Annotated in this window: 18 protein-coding genes; 10 read left to right on the forward strand and 8 right to left on the reverse strand. The window is 74.2% G+C overall.

Annotated elements, in window-relative coordinates; translation table 11 throughout:
• Nucleotides 1–22 precede the first annotated feature (22 nt).
• The 9 genes from QSK22_RS06880 (at nt 23) to QSK22_RS06920 (ending at nt 11,794) form a co-directional block, all read left to right on the forward strand.
• Entirely contained in the window at nt 23–376 is a 354-nt protein-coding gene (locus QSK22_RS06880) for a hypothetical protein (RefSeq protein ID WP_285493140.1), read from the forward strand.
• 307 nt (nt 377–683) lie between these two features.
• Complete coding sequence (locus QSK22_RS06885; RefSeq protein ID WP_285493141.1) at nt 684–1,856, forward strand: lysylphosphatidylglycerol synthase transmembrane domain-containing protein; 1,173 nt, start codon at nt 684–686, stop codon at nt 1,854–1,856.
• 160 nt (nt 1,857–2,016) lie between these two features.
• Nucleotides 2,017–3,096: an LLM class flavin-dependent oxidoreductase gene (locus tag QSK22_RS06890; RefSeq protein WP_285493142.1), complete on the forward strand. Its 1,080-nt coding sequence runs from the start codon at nt 2,017–2,019 to the stop codon at nt 3,094–3,096.
• On the forward strand, nt 3,093–4,169 hold the full coding sequence (locus tag QSK22_RS06895) for a hypothetical protein (protein WP_285493143.1): 1,077 nt from the start codon (nt 3,093–3,095) through the stop codon (nt 4,167–4,169). Before QSK22_RS06890 ends, QSK22_RS06895 begins: the two co-directional genes overlap by 4 nt.
• A gap of 75 nt (nt 4,170–4,244) precedes the next feature.
• Nucleotides 4,245–5,867, forward strand: a complete 1,623-nt coding sequence (locus QSK22_RS06900) for an AMP-binding protein (protein ID WP_285493144.1) — start codon at nt 4,245–4,247, stop codon at nt 5,865–5,867.
• Between the two features lie 646 nt (nt 5,868–6,513).
• Entirely contained in the window at nt 6,514–6,834 is a 321-nt protein-coding gene (locus QSK22_RS06905; RefSeq protein ID WP_285493145.1) for a nucleotide exchange factor GrpE, read from the forward strand.
• Between the two features lie 15 nt (nt 6,835–6,849).
• On the forward strand, nt 6,850–9,339 hold the full coding sequence (locus QSK22_RS06910) for an Hsp70 family protein (protein ID WP_285493146.1): 2,490 nt from the start codon (nt 6,850–6,852) through the stop codon (nt 9,337–9,339).
• The gene (locus tag QSK22_RS06915; protein WP_285493147.1) at nt 9,336–10,277 is read left to right on the forward strand and encodes an OmpA family protein; all 942 of its coding nucleotides are present in this window, start codon (nt 9,336–9,338) and stop codon (nt 10,275–10,277) included. Before QSK22_RS06910 ends, QSK22_RS06915 begins: the two co-directional genes overlap by 4 nt.
• Nucleotides 10,278–10,279: 2 nt before the next feature.
• Nucleotides 10,280–11,794, forward strand: coding sequence for a hypothetical protein (locus QSK22_RS06920; RefSeq protein WP_285493148.1), 1,515 nt, complete (start codon nt 10,280–10,282; stop codon nt 11,792–11,794).
• 26 nt (nt 11,795–11,820) lie between these two features.
• Here QSK22_RS06920 and QSK22_RS06925 read toward each other — a convergent pair whose 3' ends face one another.
• Entirely contained in the window at nt 11,821–12,249 is a 429-nt protein-coding gene (locus tag QSK22_RS06925) for a Zn-ribbon domain-containing OB-fold protein (protein ID WP_285493149.1), read from the reverse strand.
• On the reverse strand, nt 12,246–13,406 hold the full coding sequence (locus QSK22_RS06930; protein WP_285493150.1) for a thiolase C-terminal domain-containing protein: 1,161 nt from the start codon (nt 13,404–13,406) through the stop codon (nt 12,246–12,248). Before QSK22_RS06930 ends, QSK22_RS06925 begins: the two co-directional genes overlap by 4 nt.
• Before the next feature lie 415 nt (nt 13,407–13,821).
• Here QSK22_RS06930 and QSK22_RS06935 point away from each other — a divergent pair, with 415 nt between their 5' ends.
• Nucleotides 13,822–14,355, forward strand: coding sequence for a flavin reductase family protein (locus tag QSK22_RS06935; RefSeq protein WP_285493151.1), 534 nt, complete (start codon nt 13,822–13,824; stop codon nt 14,353–14,355).
• A 91-nt stretch (nt 14,356–14,446) separates the two neighbouring features.
• On the opposite strand, the gene QSK22_RS06940 is transcribed toward QSK22_RS06935, so the two are convergent.
• The 6 genes from QSK22_RS06940 to QSK22_RS06965 all read right to left on the reverse strand — a co-directional run bounded on the left by QSK22_RS06940 (nt 14,447) and on the right by QSK22_RS06965 (nt 20,721).
• Entirely contained in the window at nt 14,447–15,709 is a 1,263-nt protein-coding gene (locus QSK22_RS06940; RefSeq protein WP_285493326.1) for an ROK family transcriptional regulator, read from the reverse strand.
• Entirely contained in the window at nt 15,709–16,518 is an 810-nt protein-coding gene (locus QSK22_RS06945) for an ATP-binding cassette domain-containing protein (protein WP_285493152.1), read from the reverse strand. The genes QSK22_RS06940 and QSK22_RS06945 overlap by 1 nt, the downstream gene beginning before the upstream one ends.
• 227 nt (nt 16,519–16,745) lie before the next feature.
• Nucleotides 16,746–18,026, reverse strand: coding sequence for a sugar ABC transporter permease (locus QSK22_RS06950; protein WP_285493153.1), 1,281 nt, complete (start codon nt 18,024–18,026; stop codon nt 16,746–16,748).
• A gap of 12 nt (nt 18,027–18,038) precedes the next feature.
• The gene (locus QSK22_RS06955) at nt 18,039–18,824 is read right to left on the reverse strand and encodes an ATP-binding cassette domain-containing protein (protein ID WP_285493154.1); all 786 of its coding nucleotides are present in this window, start codon (nt 18,822–18,824) and stop codon (nt 18,039–18,041) included.
• A 106-nt stretch (nt 18,825–18,930) separates the two neighbouring features.
• Nucleotides 18,931–20,004: a sugar ABC transporter substrate-binding protein gene (locus QSK22_RS06960; RefSeq protein ID WP_285493155.1), complete on the reverse strand. Its 1,074-nt coding sequence runs from the start codon at nt 20,002–20,004 to the stop codon at nt 18,931–18,933.
• Nucleotides 20,005–20,412: 408 nt separating this feature from the next.
• Nucleotides 20,413–20,721, reverse strand: coding sequence for a hypothetical protein (locus tag QSK22_RS06965; RefSeq protein ID WP_285493156.1), 309 nt, complete (start codon nt 20,719–20,721; stop codon nt 20,413–20,415).
• Nucleotide 20,722 lies beyond the last annotated feature (1 nt).

The raw sequence follows: 20,722 nt of genomic DNA on the forward strand, positions 1-20,722 counted from the left end.
AGATCGGGGGAGCTTGACCGGTATGGCCGTTATTGAGCAACGCGACACCGCCACCGCGAGCCTGGAGGAGCTGCGCGCCGTGTACCGGGCGCGCATCGACCAGCTCGCGGCCGAGCGCGACGAGGCGCGGCGCGAGGCGCACCGCGCCAAGGAGGAGGCCTACATCGCGCGCGCCAACCTGGCCAGCCTCACCGCCCGCGTCCAGGAGCTGCTGGCCGCCGCCGCGCGCCATCTGCCGGACCTCGCCGTCGACGGCCCGGACGACGTGCCCGCGCTGGAGGGCCGGACGGGCGAGGAGAGGCGCGCCCTCCCCTCGGAGCGCAGGGCGCTGCCCGCCCCCGCGGCGGACACCGCGCGCTCGGACGGCTCGCGCTAGCACCCGCACGGCGGCCGGGCCCACCGGCCGCCGTGCCCGTCCCCATGCGCGGCGGCGCCGCGCATTCGGCCTGTTCGGGCGGGCCGTGCAGATCCGCCGCCCGATGACGGCGGTGCGCCGGGTGTGACGGTTCCGCCTCCGCCGAGGATCGCCGCTGCCGCCGCCGGGGCCGGAGGATGGCCGCACGCCGCCGACCCGACGTAGATCAAATATCCGGATTTCGCCCGGCTGCAACGGGAATGCTCTTGGCGTCGGAGCGGTTGCCGCAATCGCAGCTGCGTGGGTCTTGCGCGGAGGGGAGCGGGTCATGGGCGAGGTCGTCACCGCGCCGGCTCCCCGCGAGCGGGAGGAGAGCGCGCCGGTCGCCCCGGAGCCGTCGTCGCGGCGCCGCGGCATGTGGGTGCAGCTGGGCGTGCTGGCCGCGACCGTGGGCGCGCTGGCGGCGTTCCACGACCGGCTCCCCGACTTCGGCGCCATGTGGGACGCGGCGCGCCGGGCCGAGCCCGGCTGGCTGGCCGTGGTGGTGCTGGGGGCGGCGGGATCGATGGGCGCGTTCGCGCGGCTGCAGCGGCGGCTGCTGCGCATCGGCGGGCTGCGGATCTCGCTGCGCCGGGTGTTCGCCGTCACCTACGCGGGCAACGCGCTGTCGACCACGCTGCCCGCGGGGCCCGCGCTGAGCGTCGTCTACACCTTCCGGCAGTTCCGGCGCAGCGGCGCCTCGGCGCGGCTGGCCACCGCGGTGATCCTGCTCGGCGGCGTCATCACCACGACCGCCTACACCGCCATCGGCCTGGCGGCGCTGCTCGCCGATCCGCGCGCCCGCACGCCGGTGCTGCTGGTGCTGGGCGCGGCCGCGGCCCTGGCCGGCGCGGCGGCGGTGGCCGCGCTGCGGCCGGGTGTGCGCGCCCGGCTCGCGGCGTTCGGCCGCCGGGCCGTCCGCCGGGTGCTCGGGCACCGCCGCATCGCCCCGTACGCCGAACGGCTGTGGGAGGGGCGCCGGGTGCTGCGCCCGTCCCGGCGCGACTGGGCGGCGCTGGTCGCGCTGGCCCTGGCGAACTGGGTGTTCGACATCGCGGCCCTGCACGCGGCGGTGCTGGCGGTGGGCGTGGACCTGGCTCCGCAGGCGGTGGTGCTGGCCTACTTCGCCGCGCAGGCGGCGGGCAGCGTGCTGCCGGTCCTGCCGGGCGGGCTGGGCGCGATCGAGGGCAGCATGGCCGGGGCGCTGGTGGCGTTCGGCGCCGCGCTGATCCCCGCGGGCGCGGCCGTGGGCCTGTACCGGCTGGTGTCGTACTGGGGCGTGGTGGCGGTCGGGTGGCTGGCGTGGCTCGTCCTGCACGGGGGGCCGCGCCTGTCGGAGGGCGCCCGGCAGTGGCTGGCCGCGTTCGGCGAGGGGCTGCTGCAGGTCTGCTCGTCGGTGGCGCTGCTGCTGCCGTACGCGGTCCCGCCGGGCGCGCGCGGCGCCGAGCCCCGCAACGGCTGAGCCCTCCCCCGGCCCCGGCCGATCTCCTCCCGCACGTTCTCCCGCACGTTCTCCCGCACGTTTCGCGCCTTGTTGCGATGGTGCCCTGCTGCTAATCTCCCAAGCGAGCGCTTGGTTAAACGCTTGGTCACCTGGCGAGCAGAGCATCACCGGAGGCTCGATGACGTCCCTACGGGTCAGCCTTGGCTACGAACTTGAGGTGCGCGGGCGCTCCCGCGAGGTCGAACGGCGCGCGTTCGAGAACGTCATGGACCAGGTGGTGCTGGCCGACGGGCTCGGCTTCGACACCGCGTGGTTCGTCGAGCACCACTTCACCCGGGGGTTCTCCCACTCCTCCGCGCCCGACCTGGTGCTGGCCGGGATCTCCCAGCGCACCGAGCGCATCCGGCTCGGCCTCGGCGTGGTGCTGCTGCCGTTCCAGTCGCCGATCCGCACCGCCGAGCGGGTCGCCACGCTCGACGTGATCAGCGGCGGCCGGGTGGAGTTCGGCACCGGACGCGGCGCGTCCCCCCTGGAGTACCAGGCGTTCCAGCGGCCGTTCGAGCAGTCCCGGCGGATCTGGGAGGAGTCGCTGGAGGCGGTCCTGGAGATCTGGAACGCCGACGGGCAGCCGGTCACCCGGTCCGGCGAGTACTTCGAGATCCCGGGCGTCTCGGTGTACCCGCGGCCGGTGCAGGAGCCGCATCCGCCGGTGTGGGTGGCCTCCACCTCGCTGGACGGCTACCTGGCCGCGGCCCGCAAGGGCCACAACCTGCTCGGCATGACGATGCTCAAGGGCCTGGGCGACGTGGCCGACGACATCGCCGAGTACAAGCAGTGCCTGGCCGAGCACGGCTTCGACCCCGCCACCCGCCGCGTCGCGCTCATGATCCCCTGGTACGTCGCGCCCACCCGGCAGGAGGCCGTGGACACCGCCGCCGACCCCGTCCTGTGGTACCTGCGCCGCCAGGTGAACCTCGTCGCGCCGCCCGACTACACCGACGCCCGCCACGCCACCCACCGGGTGCTCGGCCAGCAGGCCGCGGGCATGCCGCCCGAGGAGGCCATGGCGGTGCTGCGCGAGGAGACCATGGTCGTCATCGACGACGTCGAGGGCTCCCGCGCCGCCGTCGAGCGGGTCAAGGCGGCGGGCGCCACCGACCTCATCCTCCAGGCCCAGGTCGGCGGCCTGGCCCACGAGCACGTCTGCAACTCGATGAAGCTGTTCATGCGCGAGGTCGTCCCGCAGGAGGCGCAGTGAGCTGGCCCACCCGCAGCACCTTCCCCGCCGGGCGGTCCGCCGCCGGACTGCTGTCGGTCTCCCCGGAGGGCGAGCTGGTCGTCCCGCTGGGCGCCGACGACCGCGCCGCTGCGCTGGACCTGGCGGCGCGGACCCTGGCGGCGGCGGGCGTCGGCGCGGACGACCGCGTCGTCGTCGCGCTCAACAACGACGGCGAGCCGGCCGGGGCGCTGATCGCCGAGGCCGCCGCGCAGGTGGCGGAAGCCGCCGCGTCCGTCGGGCCGCGCGGGCGGATGCGCCTGCACGCCGCGCTGGAGAGCGTCGGCGCCACCGTCCTGGTCGCCACCCCGACCGGTGCGATGGACTTCCTCGCGCGGCTGCACCTGGAGTTCCTGGTGGACCCCCTGGATCTGGAGCTGCGGCACATCCTGCTGGTGGGCGAGATCCCGTCCGCCAACACCGGCGGGCAGCTCGCCGCCGAGTTCGACGCCTCGGTGCGGGAGCTGTACGCCGACCCGTTCTTCGGGGTGCCGCTGGCGCACCGCGCCCCGTCCGACCCCGTGCTGACCCCCGTCCGCGGGGGCCTGCTGGGGCTGGCACCGCCGGACAAGGACGTGCTTTTGGACGCCCCCTACGGCGAGGGCGTCGCGGAGCTGGTCGTCACGCCGTCCTGGCATACCGCACTCGGCGGGGCGACGCTGCGCACCGGCCACGCGGTGCGGCTGGCGGGCGGCGAGCGGGGCGTGCCCGCGCCCGCCCACACGGTCGGCGAGCACGTGCTGGTCCGCGGCCGCTGGGTGTCGGTGCCCAGGATCGCGGCCGCGCTGGCGCGGATCGACGGGGTCAGCCGGTGGGACCTGCGGATCAGCCGGGACGGCACGCTCGACGCCGCCGCCCTGCACGTGACGTTCAACCGCGGCACCCTCGTCGCCAACCCGATGTGGAAGAAGCGGATCGCGCAGGCGCTGTACGCGCTGACCCCGGTCGCCGTGGACGTCGTGGTCGAGGAGGAGGTCGCCGAGGAGCGGCGGCCCGGCACCGTCACCGACCTGCGCGGCCACCACCTCGGCCGGGACCGCGCGCGGCTGCCCTAGGCGGTCCCCCGTTCTCCTCCGCTCCACGGCCGCGACCGCCGCGGGGCGGCTGGTCCTCTCTCCGGAGGAGGCGCAATGCAGTTGGAACCGGTACCCGCCTGGGGGACGATCCCGCGGATGCTGCGGGACCAGACCGCCCGGCACGGGCACGTGGAGGTGGTGCGCGCCGGGGGCGTCTCCCTGACGCTGTCGCAACTGTCCGAACGCGCCCGCGCGGTGGCGCGGGGTCTGATCGCGCTGGGCGTCTCCCCCGGCGACCGGGTGGCGGTGTGGGCGCCCAACACCCCCGACTGGGTGGCCGCCGCGTACGGCATCTGGGACACCGGGGCGATCATCGCGCCGCTGTCGACGCGGTTCCGGGGCATCGAGGCGGCCGAGATGCTCCGCAAGGTGGGCGCCAAGGCGCTGCTGGTCGCCGAGGGGTTCATGGACGTCTCCCAGCTCGGCATGCTGGCCGACGTCGCCGGGGAGCCGGCGGACGGCCGTCCCTTCCGCGACCTGCCCGACCTCGCCCGCGTGGTCGTCCTGCCGCCGGCCGGCGCCCCCGGCCGCCCCGGCGTGCTGGCCTGGCGGGACCTCCTCGCGGGCGGCGCGTCGGTGCCGGCGGAGGCCGCCGAGGAGCGGGCGGCCGCCGTCGGCCCGGACGACCTCGCCGAGATCATGGCCACGTCCGGCACGACCGGCGCGCCCAAGGGCGTCATGCTCCACCACGAGCAGCTGCTGCGCGGCTACTGGGACTGGGCCGAGATCGTCACGCTGCGCGAGGGCGACCGGTACCCGGTCATCGCCCCGTTCTCGCACGGCTTCGGCATCAACGCCGGGCTGCTGGCCTGCGTGCTGCGCCGCGCCACCATGATGCCGGTCGCGGTGTTCCGGCCGGACGACCTGCTGGACCTGATCGAACGCGACCGCGTCAGCGTGCTGGCCGGGGCGCCGCCCATGTTCTTGCGGATCCTGGACGGGCTGCCGGGACGGGACCTGTCGTCGCTGCGGGTGGCGATCTGCGGGGCGGCGGCGGTGCCGCCCGACCTGATCCGCCGCATGGTCGGCGAGGCCGGCGTGGAACGCGTGATCAACGCCTACGGGCTGATGGAGGGCACCGTGGTGTCGATGACCCGGCCGGAGGACCCGGTCGAGGTGATCGCGGCCTCCACCGGACGTCCGGTGCCCGGGGTGAGCGTGCGGATCGTCGACGACGACGGCAAGGACCTGCCGCCCGGCGAGCGCGGCGAGATCCTGGTCGGCGGCTACGGCGTGATGCGCGGCTACTGGGACGACCCGGCGCGCACGGCCGAGGCGGTCGACGCCGACGGCTGGCTGCACACCGGTGACATCGGCACGCTGGACGAGGCGGGCAACGTGACGATCGTGGACCGCAAGAAGGAGATGTTCATCGTCTCCGGTTTCAACGCCTACCCCGCCGAGATCGAGGCCCTGCTGCTGCGCTGCCCGCTCGTCGCGCAGGCCGCGGTGATCGGGGTGCCGGACGAGCGGCACGGCGAGGTCGGCCGGGCCTACGTGGTGCCGGCGCCCGGGACGGCACCGGACCCCGCGGAGATCATCGCCTGGGCCCGCGCCAACATGTCCAACTACAAGGTGCCGCGCCGGGTGGTGCTGGTGGACGCGCTTCCGGTCAACGCCAACGGCAAGATCGACAAACCGGCGCTGCACGCCCGCGCCGCCCAGGAAGGGCCGTGACCTGCCCGCGGACACCGGCCGGCGGCACCGGCCGGCGGCACCGGTCGGCGGGGGGGGCGGACGACTGCCGGACGGCGCCGGCCCCGGCCACGGGAAGGTGAATTCGCGGGGTCGCACAGCCGCCGATTCGCAATCACCAGCGCTTTCACCAGGCCATTCATTGCGCTGCGCAAAGGCGGCGCGGCCGGGGGGAGATGATCGCTCTGGACTTCCCCGCCACCGACTGCGACAATCGCGTTTCGTCGCGGTGCATCTGTGAACTGGGGGAACGCGGGAAATGCGGGCGGGGCGCGTGGTGGCCGACGCCGGAGCCGTGCTCCGGCAGTGGCGGCAGCCCAAGGAATTTCGGATCCGGTCGAGCATGTGGCCCGCGGAGGCGCTGGCCGTCCTCGCCGACCTGGCCGCGGCCCGCGACACCGGCGCCGAACCGCCCGCCGGCCCTTCAGAAAACCGGTCCCCGACCGGGAAAACCGCGGCAAATCCTGACACCGGACAGCAGACCGACACCGCCGCACGAAACCCGGAACCGGACCGCGAAACCGACCCCGAAACGCCTCCCGGAACGACGCCTGAAACGACGCCTGATACGACGCCTGATACGACGCCCGAAACACCGCCCGGCCTGCCAGGACGCGCGGTGGCCGACGTGGCGACCAGCATCTGGCGGCTGCGCAGCAAGCTCGCCGATTCGCCGGTGGAACCGCCGCGAGCCGTCGTCCGCCACCTGGAGTCGGCGTGGGACGCCCTCGCCGAGGCCGGCGTGCAGATCCAGGACCATCTGAACACCCCGTTCGACTCCGGGCTGGCGCTGACCGTGGTGGCCTTCCAGCCGACACCGGGCCTGTCCCGCGAGCAGGTGGTGGAGACCGTCCGGCCCAGCGTCTACCTGCACGACCGCGTCGTCCAGCGGGGCGAGGTGATCGTCGGCACGCCCGCCTCCTCCGACCAGCCGACCCCCGGACCCTAAGGAACCGCACCGCCGATGACCAGGACCACCATCGACTTCGGCATCGACCTCGGCACCACCAACAGCGCCATCGCCCGGCTGAACGGCGTCGACACCGAGATCATCAAGAACAACGACAACGCCGACACCACGCCGTCCGCGGTGATGATCGACCGTCGCGACCGGCTGTACGTCGGTGACATCGCCCGCAAGCGCAGCGAGCAGGACGTCGCCAACACCTGCGTGGAATTCAAGCTGCGCATGGGCACCACCGGCCAGGACAAGCTGTTCGAGGCCAGCGGGCGGACGCTGTCACCGGAGGAGATGTCGGCCGCGGTCCTCAAGTCGCTCAAGCGGGACGTGGCGCAGCGCACCGGCGAGGAAATCTCCGCCGCCGTCATCACCGTCCCGGCGGCGTTCGACCTGAGCGCCTGCGACGCCACCCGCCGCGCGGCCGCGCTGGCCGGGCTGACGCACGCCCCGCTGCTGCAGGAGCCCACCGCCGCCGCGCTGGCCTACGGGTTCCAGTCCGCCGCCGACAACGTGTTCTGGCTGGTGTACGACCTGGGCGGCGGCACCTTCGACGCCGCCGTGATCAACGTGCGGGACGGCGAGTTCACCGTCGTCAACCACCGGGGCGACAACTTTCTGGGCGGCAAGCTCATCGACTGGGCGATCGTCGAGGAGCTGCTGATCCCGGCGGTGGCGCGCGAGCACGGGCTGACCGACCTGGGCCGCGGCAAGCCGCGCTGGCTGGGCGCGGTCAACAAGCTCAAGCTGGCCGCCGAGGCCGCCAAGATCCGGCTGTCGCAGGCCGACTCGGTGAACATCTTCGACGAGCTCAGGGACGCCGAGGGCCGCACCTACGAGATCGACATCGACCTGACCCGCGCCGACGTCGAGCGGCTGGCCGAGCCGTTCATCGTCCGGTCGATCAACCTGTGCCGCAAGGCGCTGGCCGAGAGCGGGCTCGGCCCCGGCGACATCGAGAAGGTGCTGCTGGTGGGCGGGCCGACGCTGTCGCCGTACCTGCGCGAGCGCCTCGCCGACCCCGCCGAGGGCCTGGGCATCGCCCTGGACCACAGCAAGGACCCGATCACGGCGGTGGCGCGCGGTGCGGCGATCTTCGCGGGGACGCAGCGGCTGGCGGACACCGCCGTCCCGGCCGCGCCGCCGCCCACCGGGCAGTACGCCGTCGAGCTGGAGTACCGCCCGGTCGGCCCCGACACCGAGCCGTTCGTCGGCGGCCGGGTGACCGGCGGGCCCACCGCCGGGCTGTCGATCGAGTTCGTCAACCCCGAGGCCAAGCCGGTGTGGCGCAGCGGACGGATCGAGCTGTCGCCGGACGGGACGTTCGTCACGACGCTGTGGGCCGAGCGGGGCCGCGCCAACACCTTCCGCATCGAGCTCACCGACGCCACCGGCGCCGCCCGCCAGGTGACACCGGACGAGCTCACCTACACGGTCGGAGTCGTCGACACCCAGCCGCCGCTCACCCACTCCATCGGGGTGGGCCTGGACGGCAACGAGGTGGAGTGGCTGATCAAACGCGGCACGCCGCTGCCCGCGCGGCGCCGGATCCTGCTGCGCACCACGGTCGGCATCAGCCGCGGCCAGGGCGAGGGCATGATCCGCATCCCGGTGCTGGAGGGCGAGTACGACCGCGCCGACCGCAACCGCCGCATCGGCCGCCTGGAGGTCTCGCCCGGCCAGGTGCGGCGGGACGTGCCCGAGGGCAGCGAGGTCGATCTGACCATCGTGATCGACGAGTCGCGGCTGGTGGTCGCGCGCGCCTACGTCCCGATCCTGGACGAGGAGTTCGAGCACGCGATCAACCTGCGCACCGAGACCGTCCCCGAGCACGCCGAGCTGGCCCGCGAGGCCGAGGCCGAGAAGCGCCGGCTGGCGGCGGCGCGGCGGCTGGCGACCGAGCTGGACGACCCGCCCGCGCTGCAGGTGCTGGCGCGCATCGACGCCGAGAAGATCGTCGAGGATGTGGCGGCGATGGTCGAGGCCGCCCGGGTCGACACCGACGCGGCCGTCACCTGCGGCAAGCGGCTGCTGGACCTCAAGGCCGCCATCGACGAGGTCGAGGATGCGCTGGAGTGGCCGATGCTGGTGCAGGAGGCGCGCGAGGTCGTGCCGGCCGCACGCGAGATCGTCACCCAGCGCGGGCGGCCCCAGCACCGGCAGCTGCTGGCGGCCGCCGAGAACGCGATCCAGGAGGCGATCACGGCGCACGACGCGGTGCTGCTGCGGCAGCGCGTGGACGAGCTGCGCACGCTGGTGATCCAGGTGCTGGACGAGACCGGCGACCTGCAGTACCTGGCGTTCGACGAGCTGCAGGTGCTGCAGCCGGAGATGCGCGACCCGAACGAGGCCGCCCAGCTGGTCGCCACGGGCCGGCGGGCCGCCGAGACCGGCGATGTCGCCACGCTGCGGCACGTCAACGAGCAGCTGCGCGACATGCTGCCGTCGCCGCCGCCCCCGCCCGACCCGTTCAGCACCGTCCGGCGGGGCCGATGAACGGCGCCGCCCCGCCCGCCGTGAGCGAGCCGGCGCACGAGACTCCGGACGGGCCGCACGCGCTGCTGCGCGCCGCCCGCGAGGTGACGCTCGCCCAAGCCCGGACGCTGGCCCGGCACGGACGCTACGCCGAGGCAGAGGAGCTGCTGCGCGCGTCCGACCCGGACGCCGTGACGCTCGACCTGCTGGCCCGCATCCACGCCCAGCAGGGCGACCTGGACGAGGCCGACCGGTGCTGGGCCGAGGCCGAGCGTCTCGCCCCCGGCACCGCGGAGTTCGCCGCGGCGCGGGCGCGCATCGCCGCCATCCGCGCCGGCGGCGCGCGCGGCCCGGTCGCGGTCGGCACGCTGGCGCGGCGCGTGGGCGTGCCGCTGGTGGCGCTGGTCATGCTCGCGCTGCTGATCGACATCCGGTTCGGCGGCGGCGACCGCGAGCCCGCAGCGCCCGCCGCCGCGCCCGTGACCGTCCCGGCGTCCCCGTCGCCCTCCAACACCCCCGACGCGGCCGCGACGCTGGACGGTCTCGACCTGCAGGTGCCGGGCGTGCGCGCACGGCGGTCGCCCGGGGAGATCTCGGTGACGTTCCGGCGCGGGCTGTTCCGCCGCGACGCGGTGCTGTCGGCCGACGGCCGGGCCGTGCTCGCCGCGCTCGGCGCGCGGCTGCGTCCGGCCGCAGGCCGCCTGGAGGTGACCGTCATCGGCCACACCGACGCCTCGCCGCTGCGCGCGGGCGGCGAGTACGCCGGGAACATGGAGCTCGGCCTGGCCCGCGCCACGGTCGCCCGCGAGGTGCTGCGCGAGGCGTCCGGCGTGCCCACGGCCCGCATCTCGGTGGCGAGCCTGGGCGGCGCGCTGCCGCCGTACCGGGGCGAAGGCGCCGACGCCGCGGCGCGCAACCGGACGGTGACCCTGCGGATCTCCGCGACGGGCGAGGGGTGAGCGTGTTCTTCGACGAGGTGGGGCCGGAGCTGTACCGCGAGAACGCCTTCCGGATCACGGGGCTGTCGGTGGACGCCACGGCCCGCGACATCCGGCGGCGTTCGGAGGAGCTGCGGCTCAAGGAGCGGCTCGGGGTCTCCCAGGGGCCCGGCACGGCGGTCCTGCCGCTGTCGCCGCCTCCGGACGCGACCGTCACCGACCAGGCCATGCAGCGGCTGCGCGATCCGGCGCGCCGGCTGGAGGACGAGTTCTTCTGGTTCTGGCCGTCCCGCGACGGCGGCCCCGACGAGGCGCTGGCCGCGCTGCGGCGCGGCGACGCCGACACCGCCGAGCGCCTGTGGCAGGAGTCCTCGGCCGACCCGGCGACCGCCGCGCACAACCTGGCGGTGCTGGCCCATGTGCGGGCCCTGGACCGGGCGGCCGGGCAGGAGCACGGCGGCGGTCTCGACCCGGACGGCCGGGCGCTGTGGGAGAAGGCGTTCGCCTACTGGTCGCGGGTGGTCGCCGATCCGGCGGTGTGGGCCCGGGTGGACACCCGCGTCACCCAGATCGCCGATCCGCGGCTGACCCTGGAGACCGCGACGCGGATGCGGTCGCGGCTGCCCGCCGCACTGCTGTCGATCAACGCCCGGCTGGCCGTGCGCGCCGCCCGCGACGGCCGGTACGGCGACGCGGCCGTGCAGGTCGCCCTGATGCGGCGGTCCGGGTTCGCCACGGCGACGGTCATGGAGGTGCTGGCCCGCGCGGTGGAGCCCGAGACGGCCCGGCTGCGGTCGCTGGGCGAGAACGCCGAGCGCACCATCGACGCCGCCCCGGACCGCGGCGCCGAGGTGACTGCGCGGTTCCTGGAGCAGTCCACGTCGCTGCTCGGCATGCTGGGCGTGCTGCTGGACGATGGGGACCCGGTCATCCAGGGCGCGGGCGACGAGATCGCCTCCCGCGTGCTGCGCTGCCTGGTGCCCTACGCCCGCGCCACCGACGACTGGCGGACCACCGTCGCGCTACTGGACCAGGCGCTGCCGCTGGCCACCACCGAGTCGGTCCGCACGCGCATCGAGGAGAACCTGGCCGCCGCCCGCAGCAACCTGCTGTTCGCCACGTGCTGGTTCTGCCGGGTCAACCCCACCCACCTGCCCAGCACCCACGAGCAGAAGATGTGGGGCAACCTGCGCACCGAGTACGCCGGCCCCTACATGCGCTACAACTGGCAGCGGATCGCGATCAAGGTGCCGCGCTGCGCCTCGTGCGCGGTCCGGCACCGGCGGACGATCCTGGCGGGCAGGTGGTTGACGCTGGCGCTGCTGGTGGCGTCGGCGCTGACGCTGGTGGTGCTGGACGGCGGCCTGGCGATCGCGCTGATCCTGTTCGGCGCCTGCCTGGTCGCCTGGTTCGGCAGCCGTCCCCGGCACGGCCTGCCGCGCGGCGCGCTGCAGCAGGTGATGGCGTTCGACCCGGTCCGCGAGCGGCTGTCGGAGGGCTGGCTGCTGGGCGACCGGCAGGGCCAAAGCCAGGTCTGACCGGGTGCCGGTGTCCGGCCGGGTTGTCAGCGGCGGGGGCGCCACTGCACGAGGGTGGTGTCGTCGTCGACGTCGGCGAACACGGCCTCGACGGGCAGGCCGGGCCGCAGCACGCCGGGGTCGGCGTCGACGAGGTTGCCGTAGGCCAGCAGGTCGTCGCCGTGGCCGAGACCGTCGTCGAGGCGCACCAGCAGCACCGTGAACGGCACCTCGTCGGCCATGGACGGCAGGAACACCTGGTGGTTGACGATCCAGCTGTAGACGCGGCCGGTGCCGGACGCGGGCGTCCAGTCGTACGCAAGCGACCGGCACCTGTTGCAGACGGCGCGGGCCGGGAAGCGCGGCGTGCCGCAGCCCGCACAGCGCTGCACGAGCAGCTCGTGCCGCCGGACGGCCGCCCACCAGGGCGCCGAGTCGCGGTCGGCCTGGGGGCGGGGACGCTGCCGAAGGCTCACCTGTCGCTCCTGAGGATCAGCGCCGAGGTGCCCGCGAGCACGTATCCCGGCTGGGCGGTGGACAGGGCGACCTCGGCGCCGGGCACCTGGCGGTCGCCGGCGGTGCCGCGCAGCTGGGCGACGGCCTCGGCGATGTGGTTGATGCCGTGCACGTATCCCTCGGACAAGAATCCGCCGTGGGTGTTGACGGGCAGTTCGCCGTCGAGGGCGATCGCCCCGGACGCCGCGTACGGGCCGCCCTCGCCCTTGGCGCAAAAGCCGTAGTCCTCCAGCTGCACCAGCACCGAGTAGGTGAAGCAGTCGTACAGTTCGGCGACGTCGATGTCGGCCGGGCCGACGCCCGCCATGGCGTACAGGCGGGGGGCGAGGCGGGCGGCCTCGGTGACGGTGAAGTCGGTGCCGGTCCCGGAGAACATGCTGTCGCCGCCGCCCCAGGCCGCGCCGGACACCAGCACGGGCGGCCGCCGCAGATCGCGGGCACGTTCGCGGGAGGTGACGACGAGGGCGCAGGCCCCGTCGGTCTCCAGGCAGCAGTCCAGCAGCCGCAGCGGCTCGGCGATCCAGCGGGACGCCAGGTAGTCGTCCAGGGTGATGGGGTCGCGTTTGAGCGCGCGGGCGTTCTTCACCGCGTTGGCGCGCTGGGTCACGGCGATGCGGCCCAGGTGCTCGTGCGTGGTGCCGTAGGCGTTCATGTGCGCGCGGGTGAACATGGCGAACTGCTGCGGCGGCGCGAAGTAGCCGTACGGCGCCTGGTACTGCGCGTCGAAGACGGGGGCGGCGCCGCGTCCGGTGCCGCCCATGCGGAACTCCGACCGCGCGTTGATGGCCCGGTAGCACACGACCGTGTCGGCGACGCCCGCGGCGACCGCCATGGCGGCCTGGCCGACCACCGCGTGCGAGACGCTGCCGCCGCCGAACTGGTCGAGGTACCAGGACACCTCGGGAATGCCGAGCGCGGGCGCCACCACCCACGGCGGGACGGAGTCGCCGACGCGGTGGGTGGCCAGCGCGTCCACGTCGTCGACGGACAGGCCGGCGTCGTCCAGGGCGGCCATGACGGCCCGCACGGCCAGGGTGAGCGTGGACACCCCCGAGTCCTTGCTGAACGGGGTGTAGCCGACCCCGGCGATCGCGGTCCGGTCGCGCAAGCCCGTCACGCCGCCCTCCCATACCAAGCAATCGCTTGCTTACGCGACTCTACTCCGCCGAAGGACCTAGGTCCAGGATCGGACTTTCGTCGCATTCGACTGCTTTCAGGAATCGACCGGGCGCCGAATGCATTGCAATGGCACGCGGGGGCGGGCGGTCCCGCACCGCGCAATGCCGGACACCGGCCCTGGAGACCGACCCAGGAGATCGGCACCGACGAACGGCGCCGAGACGGCCCGGCTTGACACCGCGAACGGGGCCGCCCTATCGTCCAAGCAAGCGCTTGGCTAAGAGAAGGGATCGGGCACGATGGCCGACGCCGCGACCGCGGCCGCGCCGGCCGGGGCGGCCACCGGGCCGCCGGCCGGCCGGAGCGCGCGCCGCCCGGCCGAGCGCCCCGCAGGCCAGGGAGTGGATCGCCGCATGCACGGATCGCCCAACGGCTCGTCCGCGTCCCCGGCCGACGGGGCGGTGACCGGCGTCGACTCCGCCCGGTTCCGGTCGGTGCTCAGCCGGTTCGCGACCGGGGTGGTCGCCATCACCGGCATCGACGCCGAAGCCGGCCGCCCCACCGGCCTGGCCGCCAACTCGTTCACCTCCGTGTCGCTGGACCCGCCGCTGGTGGCCTTCTGCGTGGCGCACACCAGCACCACCTGGCCGCGGCTGCGCAGCGCGCCCCGCCTGTGCGTCAACATCCTGGGCGAGGGCCAGCTGGACGTGTGCCGGCAGCTCGCCGCCAAGGGCGGCGACAAGTTCGCCGGCATCGGCTGGAGCGCCTCGCCCAGCGGCGGGCCGGTCATCGACGGGGCGCTGGCGTGGATCGAGTGCTCGGTCGAGGACCAGCACGTCGCGGGCGACCACATGATCGTGGTGGCGCGGGTGCACCACCTGGACAAGCTGCACGACGGCGAGCCCCTGCTGTTCTACAACGGCGGCTACGGCCGCTTCGACGGCTGAGCCGGCCGCTGATCCGGCGGCTGAGCCGGCCGCTGATCCGGCGGCTGAGCCGGCCGCTGATCCGGCGGCTGAGCCGCGGGGCCGCCGCCGCTCACGGGACCGGCGCGTCCTCCGGCGTGGTGCGCAGCCGCGCCAGCACCTGGACGGGGTCGGACAGCACGTCGGCGAACGCGAACTCCGCCGCCCCCACCAGCGTGGTGTCGTCCGCCAGCGCGGCCGTGCGCAGCTTCACCCGCTCGCGCGGCGCGGCCAGCGCGCCCGTCGCCAGCACGCTGCGCACCTGCGCGGCCGCGCCGAGGTAGACGTCGCGCAGCGTGCCCCCGAAGATGACCATCCCGGGGTTGAAGATGTTGACCAGGTCGGCGACGCCGCGGCCGAGCCAGGTGCCGACCCGGTGCAGGGCATCGCGGGCCACCACGTCGCCGCGCGCCGCCGCGTCCACCACCGCGCGCACCGCCTCGCGCCCCGGCACCTGCGGCGACTCGCGCCGCCCGGCCAGGTCGAGCAGGGTGCGCTCGCCGACCTCGGCCTCCAGGCAGCCGCGCGAACCGCAGGCGCAGCGGCGGCCGCCCGGGTTGACGACCATGTGGCCGATCTCGCCGCCGTAGCCGTCCTCGCCGCCCAGCAGGCGCCCGCCGGTGATGATGCCGCCGCCGACGCCCACGTCGCCGTGCAGGTAGATCAGGTCGTTGACGCCCACGCCCGCGCCGCGCTCGTGCTCGGCCAGCGCGCCCAGGTTGGCGTCGTTGCACACCGCGACCGGCACGCCGAGGCCGAGCCGCCGCGACAGCACCTCGCCGACCGCGACGCCGCGCACGTCCAGGTTCGGGCCGAACATCACGCGGTCGTCGGAGCGGCGCACGATGCCGGGGAACGCCAGCGCCGCGCCCACGCAGGTCGCCTCGTCCCCGGCCTTGCGCACCAGCGAGCGCGCCGCCGCCGCCAGCGCGCTCACCATCTCGTGCGGATCGGCCGCCGCCCCCGGGGCGGCGGCGCCGCTGCCCGCGGCGGGGCGGGCGGCCTCGCGGCGGTCGAGGATGACGCCGCCCAGCCCGACCCGCGCCACGGTGAGCCGGTCCACGCCCACGTCGAACGCCAGCACGTACACCCGCGTCGACTCCGGCCGCACCACCAGCGACGGCCGCCCCGCGCGGCGGCCGGGGCGGCGCGGCAGCTCCTCGCGCACCAGCCCGGCCGCGGTCAGATCGGACGTCAGCGCCATGATCGTGCTGCGGTTGAGCCCGAGGGTCTCGGCGAGGGTGGCCCGCGACGCCGGGCCCCGCACGTGCACGAAGCGCAGCAGCGCGCCCAGGTTGTGCCGCCGGATCTCCTCTTGCGACGGGCCTGCCCTCATCATGCGGGCGGCTCCGCCGCCGGCGAGGGGACGTCCGCGCCGAGCGGCCCGCCCGGCTGCTCCAGGGTCGCGCTGCGCCCGGCGGTGATCAGCTCGACCACCTGGGTGTGGGTGACGTCGGCGGTGCGCACCTGGGCGACCATCCGGCCGAGGTACAGCGCGGCGATCCGGTCGGACACCGCGAACACGTCGTTCATGTTGTGCGAGATCAGCACCACCGCCAGGCCGCGGTCGGCCAGGCGCCGCACCAGCTCCAGCACCTGCCGGGTCTGCGCCACCCCCAGCGCCGACGACGGCTCGTCCAGGATGACCACCTTGGAGTCGCCGAGCACCGCGCGGGCGATCGCGACGGTCTGCCGCTGCCCGCCCGACAACGCCCACACCGGCTGGCGCACCGAACCGGTCATCCGCACCGACAGCCCGGCCAGGATGTCGGCGGCGACCTCCTCCATCTCGGCCTCGTCCAGCACCATGCCGCGGCGGCGCTCGCGGCCGAGGAACAGGTTCTGCACGATGTCGAGGTTCTCGCACAGGGCCAGGTCCTGGTGGACGACCTCGATGCCGAGCGAGGCCGCCTCGCGGGGGCTGTCCACCCGGACCGGGCGGCCCTCGAACAGGTACTCGCCGCGGTCCCGCCGCACGATCCCGGCCATGCACTTGACCAGCGTGGTCTTGCCGGCGCCGTTGTCGCCGACCAGCGCGGTGACCTCGCCGGGGTAGGCGACGAAGTCGACGTCGTGCAGCACCGTGACGGGTCCGAAGCTCTTGTGGACGCCGCGCAGGTCCAGGACGGGCGTGACTGCTGACATGCCGAGGGGCTCCCACCGTGCCGCCCCGCCGAGGGCGGCGGAGCGGTCCTGACCGGTGAGCCTAGCAGTTTCCCAGCCTGCGGCAGCGGCGCTCGGAGCCGTGCGGGCGGCGGGCGGACCGGCCCCCGCCCACGTCGGGGCCTCCGCCGGGGACCCGGCGTGGGCCGGGTCCCCGGCTCGGCCGCCGCCCCTGCCGCGCGGGAACCATCCGGACAGGGCGGGCAGGCTCACCGCCCCGTCGCCGCCCTCCGCCGCCGGGCCAGCGCGTCGATGCTGGCCGCCAGCAGCAGCACCGACCCGGTGATGAGGTAGTTGGCGTACGCCTTGGCGCCCAGCAGGCCGAGGCCGTTGGCGATGACGGCCACCACCAGGCCGCCGAGCACCGCGTCGCGGGCCTTGCCCCGCCCGCCGAACAGGCTCGTCCCGCCGATCACCGCCGCGCCCACGCCGAGCAGCAGCGTGTTGCCCGCGCCGGCGTCGGGGGTGACCGAGTTCAGCCGGGACGCGGCCACGATCCCGCTGACCGCCGCCAGCCCCGAGCAGATCATGAACACGGACATGCGGATGCGGGTCACGTTGATCCCGGCGCGGCGGGCGGCCTCGGCGTTGCCGCCGACGGCGTAGATGTGCCGCCCGTAGGCGGTGCGGGTCAGCACGAACGTGCACACGATCAGCAGCACGCCCACCAGCGGCACGCCCCACGGGATGCCCGCCAGCGTGATCAGCGGGCTGGGAGCGCGGTCCAGGCTGAGCAGGTAGGTGACGAACAGCAGCGCCAGCGCGACCACCACGCACTGGGCGGCCACCAGCTGCAGCGGACGGCCCGCCAGCCTGCGCGCCCGCTGCTGCTGCCAGCGCCCCAGCTGGATCGCGGCGTAGCCGACGGCGCACAGCACCGCCAGCACCCAGCCCAGCCAGACCGGCATGTTCTTGTTGGCCAGCGCCACGATCACCTCGTCGCGCACCGGCACCGTACCGCCCTCGCCGATCAGCCGCAGCGTGATGCCCTGCAGGCCGAGGAACAGCGCGAGCGTCACCACGAACGACGGTATCCGGATCACCGCCACCAGCCAGCCGATGGCGGTGCCGATCACGATGCCGACGGCCACCGCCGCCAGCACCGCCACGTACCACGGCTGGTCGGCCTCGACGATGAGCTTGGCCATCACCGCCGCGCACACGCCGCTGGCGACGCCGGCCGACAGGTCGATCTCGCCGAGCAGCAGCACGAACACCAGGCCCATCGCCAGGATCGTCACCGGCAGCGCCTGGACGAACAGGTTGGCGATGTTGCGCTCGCTCAGGAAGGTCTCGGGGCGCAGCGCGGTGAACAGCACCACCAGCCCGGCCAGGCCGAGGATCGCCGGAAGCGCGCCGAGGTCGCCCGAGCGCACCCGGCTCCAGTAGTCGAGCGCGGCCGACCGCACGTCGTGCGTCCTGCGGTCGACGGCGAAGTCGGAGTCCGCCAGCGTCGCCGCGGCGGCGCCCTTTGACATTTCGGTGGACATCGCGATCTTCCTTTAGATGTTCTCGGCCGCGGTCGCCGGGGCGAGCCCCAGGTCGCCGGACCGGCCCGCGGTGATCAGTTCGACGACCTGGGCGTGGGTGACGTCGGCGCGCCGCACCTCGGCGGCCACCCGGCCCAGGTAGAGGGCGGTGATGCGGTCCGCCACCTCGAACACGTCGTTCATGTTGTGCGAGATCAGCACCACGGCGTGGCCGGTGTCGGCCAGCCGCCGGACCAGATCGAGCACCTGCCGGGTCTGCGCCACGCCGAGCGCCGCGGTGGGCTCGTCCAGGATGACCACCTTCGACTCCCACAGCGCGGCCTTGGCGATCGCGACGGTCTGCCGCTGCCCGCCGGACAGGCTGGCCACCTGCTGCCGGACGGACTTGACGGTGCGGACCGACAGCCGGGCCAGCGTCTCACGCGCCGCCTCCTCCATCGAGTCCTCGTCGAGCACGATGCCCCGGCGCCGTTCCCGGCCGAGGAACATGTTCTGCACGATGTCCAGATTGTCGGCGAGGGCCAGGTCCTGGTAGACGACCTCGATGCCGAGCGCCGCGGCGTCCCGGGGACCGCTGATCTGCACCGGCCGGCCCTCGAACTCGATGCGCCCCGAGTCGATCGGGTGGATGCCGGCGATGCTCTTGATCAGTGTGGACTTGCCCGCGCCGTTGTCGCCGACCAGGGCCATCACCTCGCCGCGGTGCACGGCGAAGTCCACGTCGTGCAGGACGTGGACGGGACCGAAGCTCTTGTTGACCCCGATCAGCCGGAGTACGGGTTCACCGTTGTCTGCCACGTGTTTCCCTTCGGGAGCGGGTGGCCCGCGGCGGGCCCCGGGCGCGCACTGCGCCGTGCGGCGCGGGAGGAGCGCGCGCCCCCAGCGGAGGGGCCCGCCGCAGGGGTCACTGAATTCCGGCGTCCTTGCACTTGGCGGCGTAGGCGCCCTTGCACAGGTCGTCCTTCTTGACGAACCCGTCGTCCACGACCTGCTTGACGTTCTCCTTGTACACCGCGATGGGGGTCAGCAGCACCGAGGGCACGTTGCGCTTGCCCTGCGGGTCGTTCACCGTGCCGTTGGTCTCGGCCTTCTCGCCCTTGATCAGCGCGACCGCCAGCTTGGCCGCCGCGTCGGCCTCCTGCTTGACCGGCTTGTAGACCGTCATGCACTGGTTGCCGTCCAGGATGTTCTGCAGCCCCTCAAGGGTGGCGTCCTGGCCGGTCACCGGCACCTTGCCGGCCTCGCCGTTCTTCTTCAGGATCGAGATGGCCGCGTTGCCGACGCCGTCGTTGGCGGCCAGCACGCCGTCGATCTTGCCGTTCTGCTGCGTCCACATCTGCTCGAAGATCGTGGCGGCCTGCTGGTTGTCCCAGTTCGGCACCGCCTGCTCGGCGACCTTCTTGTAGGTGGAGACCTTGTCGAGCACGCTGTGCGCGCCCTGGGCGAAGAGGGTGGCGTTGTTGTCGGTGGCCGCGCCGTTGAGGTAGACGATGTCGGCGTCCTTGTCGCCCAGGCACTTCTGCAGGCCCTTGCCGAGCTCCTCGCCGACCTTGACGTTGTCGAACGAGACGTAGTAGTCGGCGACGCCGCCCAGGGTGAGCCGGTCGTAGTCGATCGTCTTGACGCCCTGCTGCTGCGCCTTGCGCTGCACCGCGGCGGCGGAGTTGGAGTCGATGCCGTCCACCACCAGCACGGTGACACCGTTGGTGATCATCTGGTCGGCGATGGTCTGGAACCGCTGGGTGTCGCCCTCGGCGTTCTGGATGTCGTACTCGACGCCGGCCGCCTTGAACGCCTGCTCCAGGTACGGCCGGTCGAAGCTCTCGTAGCGGACCGAGGACTTGGTGTCCGGGAGGATCACGCCGATCTTGCCCTTGGACGACTCGGACGAGGCTTCGCCGGAGTCGTCCCCGCACGCGGTGAGCGTGAGCGCCGCCGCCGCGGAGACGGCGGCGAGGCTGAGGATCCCCTTGCGCATGTGCACGGGTCCTTTCTCGGGGGTCGGCCGCGGCCGGCGCGGCCGGGGGTTGACGGGGTGGGACGCGCGCGGCACCGTGACCGGGATCACGAACCGCGCGTATGTTGTGCCCCGCAACATATGTCGCCTCCCCCGGGCTCGCCAAGACGCTGCCGCCACCGAATTTGTTGGAGCCGGTAACAATCCCGTAACGCGAGATCAAAGCGGATGTCGCTTGCCTGCGGGAGCCGACCGGGCGGGCGGCGGCACATCACCGCAGCGCGAACCGAATGTTTTCCGCCTCAACATTCACCCCGGGGCAGCGGCCGCGGGCGGCGGAGGGAGGGCATGCGAAAAGCGTGATCATGCAGGCCCGGTCGTCGGCGGCTGCATGATCACGCCGTCTGGTCCGTCATGCGGCGCGCGGGGTCAGTCCGCGGCCAGGACCGCCGCGACGCGGGCGGCCGCGGCGGTGACGTCGTCGGCGGCCGCGATGCGCTCGGCCCACGACCACCAGTACCACCACCCGTCCGCGCCGTCCTCGACCAGGATGTTCTCCGTGAGGACGGACGCGGCCGGATTGATCACGTGCAGGCTGGGCGCACCGTCGCGCGGGACGGTGAGCCGCGCGCGCAACCCCCGCCGCCGCAGCTCCTCGCCGAGCCTCTCCAGATAGTCGATCCGCGTTGCGGACAACGCGGCCGTTCCCGTGTCAGGCGCCATCTCGTCAGGCGTCATC

This window comes from Actinomadura sp. NBRC 104425 (assembly GCF_030269545.1).
Taxonomy (GTDB): Bacteria; Actinomycetota; Actinomycetes; order Streptosporangiales; family Streptosporangiaceae; genus Spirillospora; species Spirillospora keratinilytica.